Origin of the sequence: Prochlorococcus marinus XMU1404, from assembly GCF_017696175.1 — a bacterium.
In the GTDB taxonomy this organism is placed as follows: domain Bacteria; phylum Cyanobacteriota; class Cyanobacteriia; order PCC-6307; family Cyanobiaceae; genus Prochlorococcus_A; species Prochlorococcus_A marinus_X.
In genome coordinates, this window is record NZ_JAAORE010000003.1 from 535,887 (window position 1) to 554,430 (window position 18,544).

General features: G+C 31.5%; 17 protein-coding genes and 1 tRNA gene. 12 read left to right on the forward strand and 6 right to left on the reverse strand.

The window, feature by feature from the left end:
• The first annotated feature begins 6 nt into the window (after positions 1-6).
• From dnaB to HA144_RS09265, 3 genes are read left to right on the forward strand one after another with little or no spacing between them, the layout of a single operon-like run.
• Entirely contained in the window at positions 7-1,389 is a 1,383-nt protein-coding gene (gene dnaB / locus HA144_RS09255) for a replicative DNA helicase (RefSeq protein WP_209043748.1), read from the forward strand.
• Positions 1,390-1,402: 13 nt separating this feature from the next.
• Positions 1,403-3,370 carry a tRNA uridine-5-carboxymethylaminomethyl(34) synthesis enzyme MnmG gene (gene mnmG, locus HA144_RS09260; protein ID WP_209043749.1) on the forward strand — a complete coding sequence of 656 codons (1,968 nt, stop codon included), beginning with the start codon at positions 1,403-1,405 and terminating at the stop codon, positions 3,368-3,370.
• Positions 3,371-3,418: 48 nt separating this feature from the next.
• Positions 3,419-3,994: a chorismate lyase gene (locus tag HA144_RS09265; protein WP_209043805.1), complete on the forward strand. Its 576-nt coding sequence runs from the start codon at positions 3,419-3,421 to the stop codon at positions 3,992-3,994.
• Here HA144_RS09265 and HA144_RS09270 read toward each other — a convergent pair.
• Complete coding sequence (locus tag HA144_RS09270) at positions 3,974-4,537, reverse strand: RNA helicase (protein WP_209043750.1); 564 nt, start codon at positions 4,535-4,537, stop codon at positions 3,974-3,976. The two genes, HA144_RS09265 and HA144_RS09270, sit on opposite strands and share 21 nt — an antisense overlap.
• Before the next feature lie 85 nt (positions 4,538-4,622).
• Positions 4,623-5,150: a SprT family zinc-dependent metalloprotease gene (locus HA144_RS09275; RefSeq protein ID WP_209043751.1), complete on the reverse strand. Its 528-nt coding sequence runs from the start codon at positions 5,148-5,150 to the stop codon at positions 4,623-4,625.
• Positions 5,151-5,234: 84 nt separating this feature from the next.
• Here HA144_RS09275 and HA144_RS09280 point away from each other — a divergent pair, with 84 nt between their 5' ends.
• The 3 genes from HA144_RS09280 (at position 5,235) to HA144_RS09290 (ending at position 7,260) form a co-directional block, all read left to right on the forward strand.
• Positions 5,235-5,654 (forward strand): hypothetical protein, encoded by a 420-nt coding sequence (locus HA144_RS09280; RefSeq protein ID WP_011819289.1) that lies wholly within the window; start codon positions 5,235-5,237, stop codon positions 5,652-5,654.
• 24 nt (positions 5,655-5,678) lie between these two features.
• Positions 5,679-6,992: an ATP-dependent DNA ligase gene (locus tag HA144_RS09285; protein ID WP_209043752.1), complete on the forward strand. Its 1,314-nt coding sequence runs from the start codon at positions 5,679-5,681 to the stop codon at positions 6,990-6,992.
• A 115-nt stretch (positions 6,993-7,107) separates the two neighbouring features.
• Positions 7,108-7,260: a hypothetical protein gene (locus HA144_RS09290; RefSeq protein WP_209043753.1), complete on the forward strand. Its 153-nt coding sequence runs from the start codon at positions 7,108-7,110 to the stop codon at positions 7,258-7,260.
• Positions 7,261-7,264: 4 nt separating this feature from the next.
• Here the strand turns inward: HA144_RS09290 and HA144_RS09295 are convergent, their stop codons facing one another.
• The 4 genes from HA144_RS09295 to HA144_RS09310 all read right to left on the reverse strand — a co-directional run bounded on the left by HA144_RS09295 (position 7,265) and on the right by HA144_RS09310 (position 11,146).
• Complete coding sequence (locus tag HA144_RS09295; protein WP_209043754.1) at positions 7,265-7,861, reverse strand: TVP38/TMEM64 family protein; 597 nt, start codon at positions 7,859-7,861, stop codon at positions 7,265-7,267.
• Between the two features lie 2 nt (positions 7,862-7,863).
• The gene (locus tag HA144_RS09300) at positions 7,864-10,620 is read right to left on the reverse strand and encodes a valine--tRNA ligase (RefSeq protein WP_209043755.1); all 2,757 of its coding nucleotides are present in this window, start codon (positions 10,618-10,620) and stop codon (positions 7,864-7,866) included.
• A 97-nt stretch (positions 10,621-10,717) separates the two neighbouring features.
• Positions 10,718-11,104 carry an AIR synthase gene (locus HA144_RS09305; RefSeq protein ID WP_209043756.1) on the reverse strand — a complete coding sequence of 129 codons (387 nt, stop codon included), beginning with the start codon at positions 11,102-11,104 and terminating at the stop codon, positions 10,718-10,720.
• Positions 11,075-11,146, reverse strand: a tRNA-Val gene (locus HA144_RS09310). Before HA144_RS09310 ends, HA144_RS09305 begins: the two co-directional genes overlap by 30 nt.
• A 98-nt stretch (positions 11,147-11,244) precedes the next feature.
• On the opposite strand from HA144_RS09310, the gene mazG reads away from it, so the two are divergent.
• The 6 genes from mazG to HA144_RS09340 all read left to right on the forward strand — a co-directional run bounded on the left by mazG (position 11,245) and on the right by HA144_RS09340 (position 18,539).
• A complete protein-coding gene (gene mazG / locus HA144_RS09315) occupies positions 11,245-12,090 on the forward strand; it encodes a nucleoside triphosphate pyrophosphohydrolase (RefSeq protein WP_209043757.1) in 846 nt (281 codons plus the stop codon).
• 7 nt (positions 12,091-12,097) lie between these two features.
• A complete protein-coding gene (speE, locus tag HA144_RS09320) occupies positions 12,098-12,949 on the forward strand; it encodes a polyamine aminopropyltransferase (protein WP_209043758.1) in 852 nt (283 codons plus the stop codon).
• Position 12,950: 1 nt separating this feature from the next.
• A complete protein-coding gene (gene speB, locus HA144_RS09325) occupies positions 12,951-13,832 on the forward strand; it encodes an agmatinase (protein ID WP_209043759.1) in 882 nt (293 codons plus the stop codon).
• A gap of 56 nt (positions 13,833-13,888) precedes the next feature.
• Entirely contained in the window at positions 13,889-15,001 is a 1,113-nt protein-coding gene (gcvT, locus tag HA144_RS09330) for a glycine cleavage system aminomethyltransferase GcvT (protein ID WP_209043760.1), read from the forward strand.
• A gap of 55 nt (positions 15,002-15,056) precedes the next feature.
• Positions 15,057-16,853, forward strand: coding sequence for an aspartate--tRNA ligase (aspS, locus tag HA144_RS09335; RefSeq protein WP_209043761.1), 1,797 nt, complete (start codon positions 15,057-15,059; stop codon positions 16,851-16,853).
• A 75-nt stretch (positions 16,854-16,928) separates the two neighbouring features.
• Complete coding sequence (locus HA144_RS09340) at positions 16,929-18,539, forward strand: CTP synthase (RefSeq protein ID WP_209043762.1); 1,611 nt, start codon at positions 16,929-16,931, stop codon at positions 18,537-18,539.
• Positions 18,540-18,544: the final 5 nt, after the last annotated feature.

Genomic DNA, 18,544 nt, shown 5'->3' on the forward strand with positions numbered 1-18,544 from the left:
AAAGATATGGTTTCGGTACCTTTTCCAAATAATGGGCAAAATAAAAACTTTAAAAAAGATTTTAATAGTGAAAATAATGGGTTAGTCCCGCCTCAAAACGTTCAAGCAGAGGAAGCAGTTCTTGGTGGCATACTTCTTGATCCAGACGCGATCGGAAGAATTGCAGACTTAATTAAACCTGAAGCTTTTTATATAAATGCCCATCAAGAGATTTATAGAACAGCATTAATGTTGCATACCCAGGGTAAACCAACTGATTTAACATCAATGAGTGCTTGGTTAGCAGATAATGGATCACTAGAAAAAATTGGAGGGAACAGCAAACTAGTAGAACTAGTTGAAAATGTTTCCTCTACAGCTTCCATAGAACAAGTTGCTAATTTAATTAACGACAAATTCATGAGAAGGCAACTTATAAGATCTGGAAATGAGGTGGTTCAACTAGGTTTTGATCAGACTCAAGATACTAATGAAGTTCTAGATAAAGCGGAGCAAAAAATATTTGAAATCAGTCAAGAAAAACCTTCAAAAGGTCTTACTCAAGCAGCTGAAATCCTTACAAGTACTTTCAATGAAATAGAGTCCAGATCATTAGGTACTTCAGTAGCTGGAATTCCTGTAAATTTTTACGACCTTGATGCGATGACCCAAGGCTTTCAAAGAAGTGATTTAATAATCGTTGCTGGAAGACCTTCAATGGGGAAAACTTCAATGGTTCTTAATTTGGCTAAGAATGTAGCACAATCTCAAGATCTACCTGTTTGTGTGTTTAGCCTTGAAATGAGTAAAGAACAGTTGACATATAGATTACTTTCAATGGAAGTTGGAATCGAGAGTGGCAGGCTAAGAACAGGAAGATTACAGCAAGATGAATGGCCTTTACTTGGAGAAGGTATCAATTCACTAGGTCAATTACCAATATTTATAGATGACAAACCTAACTTAAGTGTTTTAGAGATGAGATCTCTGTGCAGAAGATTAATAGCTGAACAAAAAAAAGAATTAGGATTAATTGTGATTGATTACCTCCAATTGATGGAAGGATCAACCCCTGATAATAGGGTGCAAGAACTTTCACGAATAACAAGAGGCCTTAAAAGCATGGCTAGGGAATTAAAAGTGCCCGTAGTAGCTTTATCTCAGCTTAGTAGAGGAGTAGAATCTAGAACAAATAAAAGGCCAATGTTAAGCGATCTGAGAGAATCAGGATCTATTGAACAAGATGCCGATTTAGTATTAATGATTTATAGAGACGAATACTATAATCCAGAGACTGAAGATAGAGGAATTACAGAGATCATTGTCACTAAACATAGAAATGGACCCGTGGGAACTGTTAAATTATTATTTGAACCTCAATTCACGAGATTTAGGAATTTAGCTAATTAAATCGATCCTAATAATGCAAGATCATCAATCAAAAAATGAATCTTTCGACATTATCGTCATTGGAGGAGGGCATGCGGGATGTGAAGCAGCTATAACAACAGCAAAATTAGGTTTTTCTACAGCCTTATTCACAATCAATTTAGATAGGATTGCTTGGCAACCGTGCAACCCTGCAGTTGGGGGACCAGCAAAAAGTCAGTTGGTGCATGAAGTTGATGCATTAGGAGGCATTATTGGGAAATTAGCTGATGAGACAGCAATCCAAAAAAGAATATTAAATGCGAGTAGAGGGCCAGCTGTATGGGCATTAAGAGCACAAACAGATAAAAGAGAATACTCCAAAAAAATGATCGAAATACTACAAAATACAGATAATTTATCTTTGAAAGAAGCAATGATTACTGAACTAGATATTGAAAAAACTGAAGAAATTGGATTGAACTCAAAAAAAATTGTAAAAAAAAGAATAAAGGGTGTTAAAACATTTTTTGGTAGTTATTATTCAGCGAAATCAGTCATCATAACGGCTGGTACTTTTTTAGAAGGCAAAATATGGATAGGCAATAAATCAATGTCAGCTGGTAGATCGGGCGAACAAGCAGCACAAGGTCTTACTCAAAATTTGCACGAAATTGGTATCAAAACAGAACGTTTAAAAACAGGCACTCCAGCAAGAGTTGATAAAAGAAGTATCAGTTTTGATGAATTAGATATTCAACCTAGTACTGCAGCAGATAAATATTTTTCATTTGACCCAGATATCAAAAATAATATGCCCCAAGTTAGTTGTCATATCACAAGAACAACTTCTCAAACACATCAACTAATTCGAGACAATTTACATTTAACACCCATTTATGGAGGTTTTATTGAAAGTAAAGGGCCAAGATATTGTCCATCAATTGAAGATAAAATCGTTAAATTCGCTGATAAAGAATCACATCAAATTTTCTTAGAACCAGAAGGAATTAATACTCCCGAAATATATGTTCAAGGATTCTCTACAGGTTTACCAGAAAATATTCAACTAGAACTTTTAAGAACCTTGCCTGGATTAAGTGAATGTAAAATGTTGCGACCAGCATATGCTGTCGAGTATGACTATATACCTGCAACACAGCTCCAAACATCACTCGAAACGAAAGAAATTGAATATTTATATAGCGCTGGACAAATTAATGGAACTACTGGTTATGAAGAAGCAGCAGCACAAGGATTGGTTGCAGGAGTCAATGCGACAAGAAAAATAAACAAAAAAGATCCAATAATCTTCACTAGAGAAAGCAGCTATATAGGAACAATGATCAATGATTTAATTACTAAAGATCTAAAGGAACCATACAGAGTTCTTACTAGTAGGAGTGAATATAGATTAACTCTTAGAGGAGATAATGCAGATAGGAGATTAACCCCATTAGGTTATCAAATAGGGCTGATTGATGAAAAAAGATGGTCGGACTATCAACAAAAAATGAAGGTCCTCGAAGAAGAGAAATTAAGATTAAAAAACACCCGTTTAAAAAATACAGATGAAATAGCAAAAAAAATAGAATTAGACACGGGATCCAAAATCAAAGGCTCAACAACTTTGAAAGAACTTTTAAAAAGACCAAACTTTCATTATTCAGATCTAATTAAATATGATTTATCTAAAAAAAATCTGGCTTCTTCAATACAAGAAGGTGTTGAAATAGATATTAAATATGAGGGTTACCTCAAAAGACAAAACAATAACATTGAACAAATAAATCGTCAAAGCTGTAAATCTCTGCCTCAAGAAATAAATTATGAAAAGATAGATACATTATCTTTAGAAGCTAGAGAAAATTTGAATAAGATAAAGCCAAAAAATTTTGGAGATGCCTCAAAAATTCCTGGGGTTAGCAAAGCTGACTTAACTGCATTACTTGTTTGGCTAAAAATAAGAGAGATAAGAAAAGAAAAGTCAAATATTTTTGCTAAAAAAAAGTTATCATCGTAAAAGCAATCTGTGAGAGTACTGAATAATAAACTTTTTAAATCCCCAAAAATATTATGGGAAGAAAAAGCATCTACTTTTTTGGTGAAAAATTCACTCCCCAAAATATCTGGTCCATGGAAATTAATGCTGCTTGGAGATGGAAGTCCCACTAGACATCTACAACTATTAACTAATCAAGAAACAAAAATTAAATTGATTTCAATGCAATTAGATCCTCTATTCAGTAAAGAGGGTCCTCAAGAATTGAATCAATTAAATGGCCCTTTAATTAGAAGACAAGTTTGGATTAAAAACAATAATAAACACTTAGCATGGGCTGAAAGTTGGTGGAATGCAGAACAAGTGAGTGAAAATCTAAAAGCCAAAGAAGAACCAATTTGGAAAAATTTAACGCAAGACAGATCAGAATTATTTAGAGAAGTTGACCGAATTTCACTTGTTAATTCAAAATGGTTAGAAGATCAATTTTGTTTTAAAGGTCCATTCTGGTCAAGAAATTACAGATTTTTTCGTGACAAAAAGCCTCTCACAATTATTAGGGAGGTTTTCAATCCACATTTAGAAAGCTTACTAGGTTCTTCTGGAATTAAAGAATTTGCAAGTCTATACTCTTCTTCTTCTTGATCTGGGAAGATTTCTTGATTTTGATTGAACTTTTTGGTTTAGTTGATCTCTTGATATATTATTCTCTTTTTCTGAAGATCTTTGCCATCTTTCAACTTTGAAATCCATTTCATCTGGCCAATTATCGTCTTTAATCTCTTTCCCATAAGGTAATTTTTTTTGCTCAGTTGTCTGTAAATCTTTTGGTTGCCTTAAAGATATTGCCTCTAAAGGTCTTTTCGAATGCGTTTTAGTAGATTCATAAGAATTTGATTCTCTAGTAAATGTCTTCATATCACTTTCATCATCGTAAAAATTATCATCATTCCAATCATCATTATCTTCATCAAAAAATAAATCCACTTTTTCAGATACCCATCTTCCTACTTTTTTAACGCTCTTACTTGTTATTCCTTGAAAATCTGAGTTCCTTGTTTTACCTGGTCTAGCTCCAGATACTCCATCAACGAATTGTTTTCCAGTTTGAAAAATTTTATCAACTTGTTTATCAACAATATTTCTATCAAAACTATTTCTAAAATTCCTAATTCTCCTTGAATCCATAAATTATTGTGCTTTTTAAATTATAAATTACATTAAAAAAATAAATAATTCCAAATATAGAAACAAAAACACATCTTAATTATTTCTAATCAAACAAAATTAAACACTTTTTATTCCATGATCCATTAAAGAAATTTACACAACATTTTTTACAGGCTATATTCTTTATTCTTTTTCTATAAAAAAATTTCTCCCCACAATTTTGACAAGTTCCTATATATTTTAATTCTCTCCTTTCTATAGGAAATGAGTGCCTAACAGCAATTTGAAAATTCTTCTCTTTCGCATTAATTTCATGCATCTTTTCTAAGAAATTTGGACCATGTATTTCATTTTTCTTTAATATCCTATCTACCCATGCATGAATCATTTCATGACATAAAGTACTGTTTATTTCACTATTGGATAATTTACTCAAGATAGGTTTTGATAAGATAATTTCAGAATCTACAAGACCATTAATTCGTTTTCTTTTATAAAAACCAGCAGTAGTTTTTAATCTATTATCACTCCATCTAACTTTTACTAAAGGTTGATTATTAACCGTTAAAGAATTTTCAAAATATAGGCTATTAAATCTATGAAATAATGGTAAAAGAGGAATTATAGGCATTATGGATTAAAAATAATATTATTTTGACAAAAAAGCCATCAAAAACGATTTCTTTTCTTAAAGTAATAAAAAACTTAAATTAACATGGATGCAACATTAGTTAAAGATATCGGAATTAAAGCATTATTAGTTGGCGGAGCAGTACTAGTTTCATTTTGGACTTTTAATGCAGTCAAATTAGTTATAAGCGCCAGAGGAATTAATCCACTAGTTAGAAAGTTTTTTGATCAAATAGCTGCTGGCAGAATTGACGCAGCTTATGGTTTGACTACAAAAACTTATAAAACTCATGTTAAACGCCAAGACTTTCTTAAATTTTTAGCTAGTTTAAATCTCAATAAATACAGAAATTTAAAATCAGGAAGACCTAGAGTTCAAGAAGATCAAATCATAATAACTTTGAATTTAAAATCTGAAGACAAACAAGATGAGCTCCCATTAGATTTTACTTTCGCAAAAACTGACAATGATTGGAAAATAGACAGAATAGCTAAAGTTAATTAATAATTTCTTGTGAGGCAAAAAGAATTGTTTAAAGAAGAAATAATACATCAATTAGAATTACACCCAAGTAGATTAGATAAAGAAAAAATCATCTCAGAAGCAATGGAAGAAGGTCTAGATGATTTTTTTGAAGGTATCCGTATGGCACTTGATCCATTAGTAACTTTTGGTGTAAAAATTGTTCCTGAGAAAGAGTCTGAAAAAAGTCAAAATTTTTTATGGGAAGATTTTAGAAAATTAGCCAATAAGCTTATTCAAAGAGAACTTACTGGTCACGCTGCTCGAGATGCAATTCTTACGGCTATGGAATCTGCAACAAAAGAAGAGTGGAATGGATTTTATAGACGAGTTTTAATTAAAGATCTTAGATGTGGTGTATCTGAAAAAACAATCAACAAGATAGCAAAGAAATTTCCCAAATATGCTATTCCTATTTTTTCTTGTCCTTTAGCTCATGATAGTGCAAATCATGAAAAAAAAATGATAGGAAAAAAGCAAATTGAAATCAAATTAGATGGTGTACGCGTCTTAACTATAATTAGACAAAATAAAGTAGAAATGTTTTCTCGTAATGGGAAACAATTCCATAATTTTGGTCATATTATCTCAGAAATAGAAAACGTCTTAAAAGAAAACCCAGCGCCTTATGACTTAGTACTCGATGGTGAAGTAATGAGCGCTAACTTTCAAGATTTAATGAAACAGGTACATAGAAAAGATGGCAAACAAACCAAAGACGCTGTTCTCCACTTATTTGACTTATGTCCCCTTGAAAACTTTCAAAAAGGGAGATGGGAAACTAGTCAAACAAAAAGAAGTTTTTTAGTAAAAGAATGGGTAGCAAAACATTCTATGCTTCTAAAACATATACAAACACTTGAATGGGAAAATGTAGATCTCGACACTATTGAGGGACAAAAAAGATTTGTAGATCTGAATAAATCCGCTGTGGAAGGTGGATATGAAGGAGTAATGATTAAAGATCCTGATGCTACGTATGAATGTAAAAGAACACACAGTTGGTTAAAAGCAAAACCTTTCATTGAAGTCACTTTAAAAGTTGTTTCGGTTGAGGAAGGGACAGGTCGCAATAAAGGTAGACTGGGAGCAATTCTGGTAGAAGGAGAAGATGATGGATATGAATACAGTCTTAGTTGCGGAAGCGGATTTAGTGATATACAACGTGAAGAATATTGGTCAAAACGTAATCATCTAGTTGGTCAACTTGTAGAAATCAGAGCTGATGCTAAAACCAAATCAAAGGATGCTATGGCTTTTAGTCTTAGGTTTCCTAGATTCAAATGCTTTAGAGGATTAGAATCTGGAGAAAAAATTTAAATTTTAAAAAATGCTATTCAACAAAGTAGTTAATTAAAAATGTGGTTTTTAATTAAAAACTTAAATTCTTAGCTATAAAATATAAGAATAATTATCAAGACTTTTAGCGAGACTTATGACAAAGAAAAAAGTTTTCAACTACATAAAAACACCCTGTGGACAAGCAAAATATATCAAATTAGAAGCTAACAAAACTTTACTAGGTAAATTTAGACTCTTATGGTTTATCTTGATTGCATCTATAAGAGATTGGAATATTAAAGATTAAATTCTTAGGAGTTTTCAAAATATTCTTTAGAGTATTTAGCTAAAAAATATACAACTAAAGAAGTTGAGACAACCCCAATGATAGTCATATATAAATTATTTGGTGATTGAACTTTTTTTAACTCTTGGAGACTTTTTGTCAAACTACCTATTGAGCAATACAGAAAAGTTCCTGGAATTATTCCAATAAGACCAAGAGCAAAATCTCTAAACTTAACATTATTCAAACCATAAAAATAATTAAGAATACTGAAAGGAAATATCGGCGATAATCTCGCTAAAAAAATTAATTTAAGTCCGCCTTTTGCTACTACTTTTTCCATAATACTTAATTTTGGATAACGGCTAAAAAGATTTTTTAGCTTTTTTGCAAAAAAACTTTTTGATACAAAAAAAGCAACTGATGCTCCTATGGAAGCTGAAATGAAAACAATAATTGATCCTAAATATGAGCCATATAAAAAACCTGATAATAAAGATAACCAAGAAGCTGGAAGTATTAATACAACAATTAAAATATAAATACAAACAAACGAAAAGATACCAATTCCTGTATTAAAAAAAAACGACAAATTATAAATATTTTCAAGGAATATATTCATTCTCAACTCAAAAGTTCGAGTTTTTTAGTAATTCTATCCATTTGTACCGAACCTTCTTTTAATTTACATCTGCATTCCTCAACAATATCTTTTGGAGCCTTATCAACGAAATTTTTATTAGATAATCTCATATTTAAATTGTCTAATTCAATAGTCACCTTTTTTAAATCCTTGTTTAACCTTTCTTTTAATGCATCTATATTTACAAAATCCTGAAATGGTAAATAAACCTCTAAATCACTAATTATCCCAGAAAAAGATTTAGCAAACTCTTTTTTATCAACAGCATTAGTTTTAAAAATAAATACTTCAGAAGATTTGGTTAAGGTTTGAATATCATCAACTAAATTTTTTAAAAAATCAATCAATTCATCACTATCTGAAATTAAGTAAACAGGAACTTTTTCTGATGGCTTGAGGCCTAATTCAGCTCTCAAATTTCTAATCAATCTAATAATTTCAAAGAGTTGCTGAAAGGAATTATCAAGCTTATTATCAACAAATTTATTTTCTTGAGTTGGCCATCTTTGAAGAGATAATAATTCTTTATCTGGTTTAAGTTGCAGTACATGCCAAAGTTCTTCAGTAATGTGCGGCATAAAAGGATGAATCATCACCAAAATATCATTGAGCACTTTTATTAAAACCTTCTCAGATATTTTTCTATTTTTAGTCTCTTTATTATTAAACCTTTGTTTAGCAAATTCTACATACCAGTCACAAAAATCATTCCATGTAAATTCATATAGTAATTTCGCAGATTCTCCCAATTTATATTCTTTCAACAAAGCAGCGACTTTTATATTTACCTGATTCAATTTCGATAAAATCCACTTATCACATAACTCTAAAGAATTTTCATCACTCTCATTAAGCGAATAATTATTGTTAGAAGTTTTATTAATTAAAACAAATTTAGTTGCATTCCATAATTTATTCGCAAAATTTCTTGAAGCTTCAACAGTTGAAGATGTATCTTTTTTCCTATCAAAATCAAGCCGAATATCTTGTCCTGCGCCTGCAACTTCTCGAATTAAAGCGAATCGTAGAGCATCAGAACCATATTTATCAATTAATAGTATTGGATCAATACCATTACCTGAACTTTTACTCATTTTTTTATTGTTTTCATCTCGAACTAGACCATGAATATAAACATCCTTAAAAGGAATATTATTCGTAAAAGTATTCCCCATCATTGTCATTCTGGCCACCCAAAAGAAAATAATATCGAAACCAGTAACAAGAACATTATTTGGATACCATTTTTTAAAATCCGCATCATTTGTATTTGGCCAACCAAGAGTTGAGAAAGGCCATAAACCACTTGAAAACCATGTATCCAAAACATCTTTATCACGAACCAATTTAATATTTAATCCAAATTTTTTATTAGCTTCGATTAAGGCATCTTCTTCATTTCTTGCAACGATATATGGAGTATTTTGTTCTATTGAGTCTTGAGAGTCATCTAAAACATACCATGCTGGTATTTGGTGCCCCCACCACAATTGCCGACTGATACACCAATCATTAATATTCTCTAACCAATCCTTATAAACTTTCTCCCAACGTGGAGGAATAAACGATGGTTTTTTAGAATCAATTTCGTTAAGACATCCTTGTGATATATCATCCATTTTCAAAAACCATTGAGTTGACAATAAAGGTTCAATTGGCACTTTACCTCTATCAGAAAAAGGAACAGTATGTTTATAATCCTCTATCTTTGTCAAAAGGCCTAAGTTATCCAATTCTTTGATAATTTTCTTTCTAGCCTCATATCTATCTAAATTTTGAAAAATACCTGCATTAATATTTAAAGTTCCATCTTTATTCATTACATTAATCTGTTTTAAGTTATGCCTTTTTCCTATTGCAAAATCATTTGGATCATGGGCTGGAGTAACCTTCACACAACCCGTACCAAAATCTTTATCAACATGTGAATCAGCGATAATAGGTATTTCTCTATCAACGAAAGGGACTTTTACTTTGACACCAATAAATTCTTTATATCTATCATCATCAGGATTAACTGCCACTGCAGTATCACCCAAAAGAGTTTCTGGTCTTGTTGTTGCAACTTCTAAGTACTTATCTAACAGTTGACCACTTTCAGAAATTAAAGGGTATTTAAAATGCCATAAATGACCATTTACTTCTTGCATTTCAACCTCAAGATCACTTACTGCAGATTGAGATTCAGGGCACCAATTAACCAAATATTCGCCTCTATAAATTAAGTTCCTTTTATAGAGAATATTAAAAGCCTCTATAACTGCTTCATTTAATTTTTGATCAAGAGTAAATCTTTCTCTAGTCCAGTCAACTGAATATCCTATCCTTTTTAATTGAGAAACTATTCTTCCACCACTTTGTTCTTTCCAGTTCCATGCTCTTTTAAGAAATTCATCTCTTCCAATATCCTCGCTTGTTTTGCCTTCACTTCTTAATTGCTTTTCGAGAATAGTTTGAACAGCTATTGAAGCATGATCAGTTCCTGGTAAACACAAAACATTCTTACCCAAAAGTCTTTGAAAACGTACTACAACATCTATCAAAGCCGTATTAAATGCATGCCCCATATGCAAAGATCCAGTTACATTTGGTGGCGGAATAACAACACAAAAAGGCTCACCTTCATCCTCAGGGTTTGGACTAAACGCCTTTAGACTTTCCCATTTTTCTTGCCACTTTTTCTCTACTTCAAAAGGTGAATAATTCTCTAAAGATAATTGATCATTCATCTCTGTCATGTGCAAATTTTATTTCAATAAACTTTTTGTTTATTTTATCTTGAGAGCAGCCAATTAATGAAAATAATATTAGTTTGCAAAAAAAGACACATCCATTCTACAAAATTTTGAAGCCAGAACCACAGAAAAAAAGTTTTGCATTTTTTGGTGTTGAAATAAGAAATCCACAACCGCTCAAATCACCGTAATAATCTAATTTTAAATCTTTCAGTAAATTAAACTTTTTTACATCCGCGTATAAAGTTACTCCTTCAGTTCTTGAAATAGGGGATCCATTACATGTACCTGGCCTTAATTTAATATGCATGCATCCTTCGGAACAATTTTTATCCTCTACCAAATCAATCGACATTTCTACTGGAGAACCATCAAAAGAAGCTTGCCTAGATAGTTCTGAAGCACCGATTTGACTGATTGAAAGATTAACCATCTCAGTCATTAGAAAAATAATAAATGGGCGATCCAGGGTTCGAACCAGGGACATCCTGCTTGTAAGGCAGGCGCTCTACCGCTGAGCTAATCGCCCTTATAATAAATCATTCTAATAGATGAAGATGAAATATTTATACTAAATATTTAAATATTTCATTATTGAGGCAAAATTGAATTAATAAAATACATCCTATGTCATCAAACGATAGATATAAGTTGCAAACAAATTCCAATTTAGAGACTATAGAGAGCTTTAAAATTTTAATATCTATTATCAAATCGTTAAAAGATAAAACTTGGGGATGCCCATGGCAGAAAGTACAGTCTCATAAATCGTTGATCCCATTTTTACATGAAGAAAGTAGTGAATTTATAGATGCTATATATAACAAAAAGGCGGATAACATTTGTGAAGAGTTAGGAGATCTATTATTACAAGTAATGCTTCATGCTGAAATTGGTTACGAAAAAAAAGAATTTGAACTAAATGATGTTATAAAAAATCTAAACAAGAAAATTATTAATAGACATCCATATATTTTCAATAAAAAAGAAAAAGTATCTCTAGAAAAATCGCAAGAGATTTGGGAAAATATTAAAAATTCAGAAAAAGAAGCCCCTCATATGGAATCATCAATTAGTAAAAATTTAAATTTGAAAATAAAAAATTTACCGCCAACGGTTGGAACAGATAAAATCACAAATGTAGTTAAAGAATATGGTTTTAAATGGGAAAGTACAGATCAGATTTTTGAAAAGTTAGAAGAAGAGATTAATGAATTAAAAGAAGCAATTAAAAGTAAAAATGATTCAGACATAAAAAATGAATTTGGGGATATTTACTTTACCCTTCTTAATCTTTCAAACTTTTTAAAGATAAATCCTGAATCAGCTCTTCAAAAAACTAATAAAAAATTTTTAGACAGATTTTCAATAATTGAACATCATGCAGGAGATAATATTAAAAAACAAACGTCTAAAGATTTTCAAAGGCTATGGCAAATAGCCAAGCAAAAACTTAAAAGAAAAAATTCTTAAAAAGCAAATGACTCATATTTCAAAATGGATAGATGAATATCATCAAGGCTCAAGATTCGGCTTAAATGGAGAAATTTTAATTAAACAAAAATCAAAATATCAAGAAATTCTTGTTATAGAAAATGAATATTATGGCAGAGCTTTAATGCTAGATGGCTGTTGGATGACATCATTAAAAGACGAGAAATATTATCATGAGTGTCTTGTGCATCCTGCATTAAGCAGCATTGACGAAAAATCTAATGTGTTAATTATTGGTGGAGGAGACGGTGGTACTGCAAGAGAATGCGTTAAATACTCTCAAATATCAAAAATTGATCTAGTAGAGATTGATGAAGAGGTAATGAAAATATCTAAAAAATTTTTAAAAGAAATTGGAGGCGAAGCATGGAATGACAAAAGATTAAAGATTCATATTGATGATGGTTTCAAATGGGTAAAAAAAACAAGAGATAATTTTTACGACGTCATATTTATAGATTGCTCAGATCCCTCAGAATTTTCAAATTCATTATTTTCAGATTCGTTTTATAGAGAATGCAAAAGAATTCTTACAAAAAATGGTATTTTAGCAACCCAAAGCGAATCACCTGAATCCTTCAAAAATATTCACATAAGTATTTTGAAAACCCTGAAAAAAATCTTTAGAGTCTCTGAAACTATGTATTCTTTTGTACCTATATATCCAAGCGGTATTTGGAGTTGGACATTCGCTTCTGAAAAAGTTCTAAATTTATCAAACCAAAATTCTAATGAGGCCCTAAAAATAGAAAAAGGTTGTGAAATTTGGAATTTAAATTTTCAAGATGCAGCATTCAAAATGATGCCAAATAAAATTGTAAAAGAACTCAATTCATAGAATGATAAAAAATTTATTTGATAACGAAAATGCGATTTTTATGGGAGCAAAAAGAAGTCCTGATGATTGCGCAATTGGTATATTTGGAGTTAATTATGATGGGACATGCTCTTTCAAACCAGGAGCAAGATTTGGTCCTGAAGCTATAAGACAAGTGAGTTCTTGTTTAGAAACATATTGTCCAAAACTAAATAAAGACTTAGAGGATATTATGTATGTTGATTTTGGGTCAATACTAATTGATAAAAATGACTCAAAGTCAGTTATTGAATCAGTCAAATCAGCAACAAATTATTTAATTAGTAAACGCCTTAGTCCTATTATGATTGGAGGCGAACACTCTATTACGAGAGGTGCTATTGAAGCATTAGTAAAAAAATATCCAGATTTGATATTGGTTCAACTTGATGCTCATGCAGATTTAAGAGAATCATATATAGGAAATCAACATAGTCATGCTTGTACTATGAAAAGATGCTTAGAAGTGCTACCTGAAAAGAAAATTTTGCAAGTAGGAATTAGAAGTGGGACTAAGGAAGAATTTGAAATTATGCATAACAACAACCAATTTGTTAACTTTTGTCCTGGCGGAAATGCACATGAATTAAAACAAGCTCTTCTACCATGCGCTAAGTCTCCAATCTATTTAACAATAGATTTAGATTGGTTTGATCCTAGTTTATTAGCAGGGACAGGAACTCCAGAACCGGGAGGATTTTTTTGGAATGATTTTGAAGAAATACTGAAAACTTTAAAAGACTTTAGAATTGTAGCTTCAGATATTGTGGAATTATCTCCAGAAATTGATCAAAGCGGAGTGAGTAGCATAGTTGCAGCCAAAGTACTTAGAAGCTTAATTTTGTCATTAGAAAATATGCAATAAAAAATTTCTAAACTACAGTGTAAAAGTAAAAATACTAAATACAAACTAAATATTTCATGGATTTGCTAAAAAGTCCTCTTTATTCAAAATATGTTGAATCAAATGCAAAATTAGTGAATTTTGCAGGTTGGGAAATGCCCATATCATTTTCAGGATTAATTAAAGAGCATGAATCAGTTAGATCTTCAGCAGGATTATTTGATATTTCTCACATGGGTGTGATATCTGTTAAGGGAATCAATCCAAAGGATTATATTCAAAAACTTTTTCCTACTAATTTATACTCCTTTTCTGAAGGTCAGGGGCTTTATACAATAATGCTCAATGATAAAGGAGGAATAATAGATGACTTAATAATTTATGACCTTGGTATACAAGAAAATGACATATCAGAATTATTGTTAATAGTTAATGCAAGTAGATATGAAGAAGATTTTCAGTGGATAAAAAATAATTTAAATAAATATGAAATTTCGATAACAAATTTTAAAAAAGACAAAGTACTTTTAGCACTACAGGGAAAAAACTCATTCGATTTATTTGAAGAATGGATTGATTCTTCGATCTCACATATCCCTAACTTTGGATGCGAATATAAAATTTTTGAACATATTTCGCCTAAAGAAAAAATTTTCTTTTCAAAGACAGGATATACAGGGGAAAATGGTCTGGAAATACTTTTATCTAAAAAAGCAGCAATTAATTTATGGGATTTCTCAATTTCCAAAGATGTTGCACCTTGTGGTTTAGGGGCTAGAGATACTCTTAGACTTGAAGCAGGCATGCATCTTTATGGTCAAGACATAAATGAAGAAACTTCTCCATATGAAGCAGGTTTAGGCTGGCTCGTACATCTAGAAAATAATCACGAATTCTTTGGAAGAAGATTTCTTGAAGAACAGTCAAGATTAGGTATTCAAAAAAAGTTAGTTGGTCTCTCTATAGAGGGTAAGGCAATAGGAAGAAAAGGTTGCGCAGTTCTTAAAGGTGAAGACAATATTGGGAGTATAACAAGCGGCAGTTGGTCTCCGACTAAACAAAAAGCTATAGCTTTTGCATACATTAATACTACGCATGCCTTAATAAATAATGAAGTTCAAATATTAATAAGAGGCAAAAAATTCAAAGGGGTTATAACAAAAAGAGCGTTTTATAAAAAAAATTATTAACTAAATTTACCCTTAAAGAATTATTATAAGTTATTGATAAATAAATCATACTTAGATGAGAAACAAAATTTGCAAAGAACTCAATAATACAGATATTGGTAAATTAGTTAATTTATGCGGATGGGTAGATAGAAGAAGAGATCATGGTGGTGTAATTTTTATTGATTTAAGAGACCATAGTGGATTCCTACAAATAACAATTAACCCCGATGATGGTGCAGATCTATTTAAACAGGCAGAAACTCTAAGAAATGAGACAGTAATAATGGTTAGCGGAATTATTAATGAAAGGCCCAAAGATTCCATAAATACAAATTTAATTACTGGAGAGTTAGAGCTTAAGGTTAAAGATTTGCAAATTCTCAACCAAATTAAAAAAAACTTACCTTTTCCAGTGTCTATACATGATTATGAAAATACAAAAGAGGAACTCAGATTAAAATATAGATACCTCGATTTAAGAAGGGGAAAATTACTAGAAAATTTAAAAACAAGACATAAGATTATTAAAGTGGCTAGAGAATTTCTTGATAATTTTGGATTTACAGAAGTAGAGACCCCATTACTTACAAAGTCAACTCCAGAGGGCGCTCGCGATTTTCTTGTTCCTGCACGTCTTTCAAATGGAGAATTTTTTGCTTTACCTCAATCCCCACAACTATTTAAACAACTTTTAATGGTTGGAGGCCTGGAAAAGTATTACCAAATCGCAAAATGTTTCCGTGATGAAGACTTAAGGGCAGATAGACAGCCAGAGTTTACTCAATTAGATATTGAGATGAGCTTTATTAGTGAAGAAGAAATAATTTCTTTTAATGAAAGTCTCATAAAAAAAATATGGAAAGAAGTGTTAAATATTAATTTTAATAATGCTTTTCCAAGAATGTCATGGCAGGCAGCAATGGATAATTACGGCACTGATAGGCCAGATACTAGATATCAAATGTTATTAAAAGATTTAGGAGGAGTATTAGGTGATATTGGATTTAATATTTTCACCAAGGCAATTAAGTCTGGAGGCTACATAAAATCCATAACAGTCAAAGGAGGTAATACAAGTATTAGCAACGTAAGAATTAAACCAGGAGGTGACATCTTCCAAGTAGCTCAAGATGCTGGAGCTGGTGGTTTGGCCTTTATAAGGGTCAAAGGAGATGAGCTTGAGACTATTGGGGCAATTAAAAATAATTTAAGTGAAGAGCACATAGCTGATATTTTAAAAATCACAGAAGCAAAAGATGGAGACTTAATCCTCTTAGGAGCTGGAGATAAACAAATTGTCAATCAGTCATTAGATAGGGTTAGACAATATATCGCAAAAGACTTAAATCTCATTGATAAAAGTAAATGGAATTTCTTATGGGTAACTGACTTCCCGATGTTTGAGAGAAATGAAGAGGAAAATAGATATGAAGCTTTACATCATCCTTTTTGTTCTCCAAAAAATATAAAATCTAAAGATTCTGAAAACTTGAAAAAAGAAATTGAGAGCTCTACAGCAAATGCTTATGACTTAGTTCTTAATGGATTGGAGTTAGGAGGTGGCTCTTTACGTATTCATGAAGCGAACTTACAAAGAGAGGTTTTGAAAACGGTAGGACTTACTGATAAAGAGATTGATGAAAAATTTGGATTTTTAATAGAAGCCTTAGAAATGGGTGCTCCACCTCATGGTGGAATAGCTTTTGGATTGGATCGTATTACCATGCTGATCATTGGTGCAGATTCAATCAGAGAAACCATTGCTTTTCCAAAAAATCAACAAGCAAAATGTCTTCTCACAAATGCACCTTCAAATGTCTCTGAATCACAATTAAAAGAATTAGATATTGAAATAACAATTGATGAATAAGAATATATATGGATGTTCTAAAAGTTTTTTGTTTAAATAAAATATAAGGAGGCTGTGCTTAATTAAAAATATTTAATGTCAAAATTTGTATTTGTCACCGGAGGAGTAGTTTCTAGCATTGGTAAAGGAATTGTAGCTGCAAGCTTAGGAAGATTATTAAAGTCTAGAGGATATAGTGTTTCAATATTAAAACTAGATCCATATCTAAATGTTGATCCAGGAACAATGAGCCCTTTCCAACATGGAGAAGTATTTGTAACCGAAGATGGGGCTGAAACCGATCTAGATTTAGGTCACTATGAAAGATTTACTGATACTGCAATGACTAGGTTAAATAGTGTGACTACGGGATCTATCTATCAAGCAGTTATTAATAAAGAAAGAAGAGGTAGTTATGAGGGTGGAACTGTGCAAGTAATACCTCACATAACGGGAGAAATAAGAGAAAGAATTCATAGAGTAGCCGCCAACAGTAATGCAGATATTATTATTACTGAAATTGGTGGAACAGTTGGTGATATCGAATCTCTACCTTTTTTAGAGGCAATTAGAGAATTTAAAAATGATGTAAATAGAAACGATGTTGCATACATACACGTTACATTACTTCCTTACATCAAAACCTCTGGCGAAATAAAAACTAAACCAACACAACATTCAGTGAAAGAATTAAGATCTATTGGTATTCAGCCAGATTTACTTGTATGCCGAAGTGATAAATCTATCAATGAAGCTCTTAAAAAGAAGCTTAGTGGTTTTTGCGGTGTCAGTATCAACTCTGTAATTGAAGCTTTAGACGCAGACAGTATTTATTCTGTACCTCTTTCTTTAAAAAAAGAAGGTTTATGCAAAGAAACCCTAAAGTATTTAGACCTTGAAGATAAAAAATGTGATTTGAAAAATTGGGAGCAACTAATACACAACCTAAGAAATCCTGGAGCTCCAATCAAAGTTGCTTTAGTAGGTAAATACATTGAACTTGGAGATGCATATTTATCCGTTGTTGAAGCTTTAAGACATGCATGCATTGAACAAAAGGCTTTATTAGATTTACATTGGGTAAGTGCTGAAATGATAGAAAAAAATTCAGCAGAAACTTACTTAAATGAAGTTGATGCAATTGTCGTACCCGGGGGATTTGGCAATAGAGGAGTAAATGGAAAAATTTCGGCTATAAAGTTCGCAAGAGAAAATAAAATTCCCTTTTTAGGTTTGTGCCTAGGTATGCAATGTGCAGTTATAGAATGGGCCAGGAATGTAGCTAATCTTCCAGATGCATCTAGTTCAGAACTAGACCCAAACACTCCCAATCCAGTGATACATTTATTACCAGAACAGGAAGATGTAGTTGATTTAGGTGGGACAATGAGACTTGGAGTTTATCCATGTAGATTGACAAAAAATACAACTGGGAAAAACTTATATGATGAGGATGTTATTTATGAGAGACATCGACATAGATACGAATTTAATAATTACTACAAACAAAGTTTTTTAGATTCTGGATACAAAATTAGTGGTACATCACCAGATGGCAGATTAGTTGAGTTAATTGAGTTAGAAAATCATCCATACTTCTTAGCATGTCAATATCATCCTGAGTTTTTATCACGACCTGGCAAACCTCATCCTTTATTTAAAGGTTTAATAAAAGCCTCTCAAGATAAGTTAACTCAATCAAATTAATATTC

What these genes read in the sequence shown, in the direction of transcription:
- HA144_RS09270 (WP_209043750.1), bottom strand. Translation starts at nt 4,537, where the DNA reads ATGGATTCAAGGAGAATTAGGAATTTTAGAAATAGTTTTGATAGAAAT.
- dnaB (WP_209043748.1), top strand. Translation starts at nt 7, where the DNA reads ATGGTTTCGGTACCTTTTCCAAATAATGGGCAAAATAAAAACTTTAAA.
- gcvT (WP_209043760.1), top strand. Translation starts at nt 13,889, where the DNA reads ATGGATTTGCTAAAAAGTCCTCTTTATTCAAAATATGTTGAATCAAAT.
- HA144_RS09280 (WP_011819289.1), top strand. Translation starts at nt 5,235, where the DNA reads ATGGATGCAACATTAGTTAAAGATATCGGAATTAAAGCATTATTAGTT.
- speB (WP_209043759.1), top strand. Translation starts at nt 12,951, where the DNA reads ATGATAAAAAATTTATTTGATAACGAAAATGCGATTTTTATGGGAGCA.
- HA144_RS09275 (WP_209043751.1), bottom strand. Translation starts at nt 5,150, where the DNA reads ATGCCTATAATTCCTCTTTTACCATTATTTCATAGATTTAATAGCCTA.
- HA144_RS09340 (WP_209043762.1), top strand. Translation starts at nt 16,929, where the DNA reads ATGTCAAAATTTGTATTTGTCACCGGAGGAGTAGTTTCTAGCATTGGT.
- HA144_RS09295 (WP_209043754.1), bottom strand. Translation starts at nt 7,861, where the DNA reads ATGAATATATTCCTTGAAAATATTTATAATTTGTCGTTTTTTTTTAAT.
- HA144_RS09300 (WP_209043755.1), bottom strand. Translation starts at nt 10,620, where the DNA reads ATGACAGAGATGAATGATCAATTATCTTTAGAGAATTATTCACCTTTT.
- aspS (WP_209043761.1), top strand. Translation starts at nt 15,057, where the DNA reads ATGAGAAACAAAATTTGCAAAGAACTCAATAATACAGATATTGGTAAA.
- mnmG (WP_209043749.1), top strand. Translation starts at nt 1,403, where the DNA reads ATGCAAGATCATCAATCAAAAAATGAATCTTTCGACATTATCGTCATT.
- HA144_RS09305 (WP_209043756.1), bottom strand. Translation starts at nt 11,104, where the DNA reads ATGTCCCTGGTTCGAACCCTGGATCGCCCATTTATTATTTTTCTAATG.
- HA144_RS09290 (WP_209043753.1), top strand. Translation starts at nt 7,108, where the DNA reads ATGACAAAGAAAAAAGTTTTCAACTACATAAAAACACCCTGTGGACAA.
- speE (WP_209043758.1), top strand. Translation starts at nt 12,098, where the DNA reads ATGACTCATATTTCAAAATGGATAGATGAATATCATCAAGGCTCAAGA.
- mazG (WP_209043757.1), top strand. Translation starts at nt 11,245, where the DNA reads ATGTCATCAAACGATAGATATAAGTTGCAAACAAATTCCAATTTAGAG.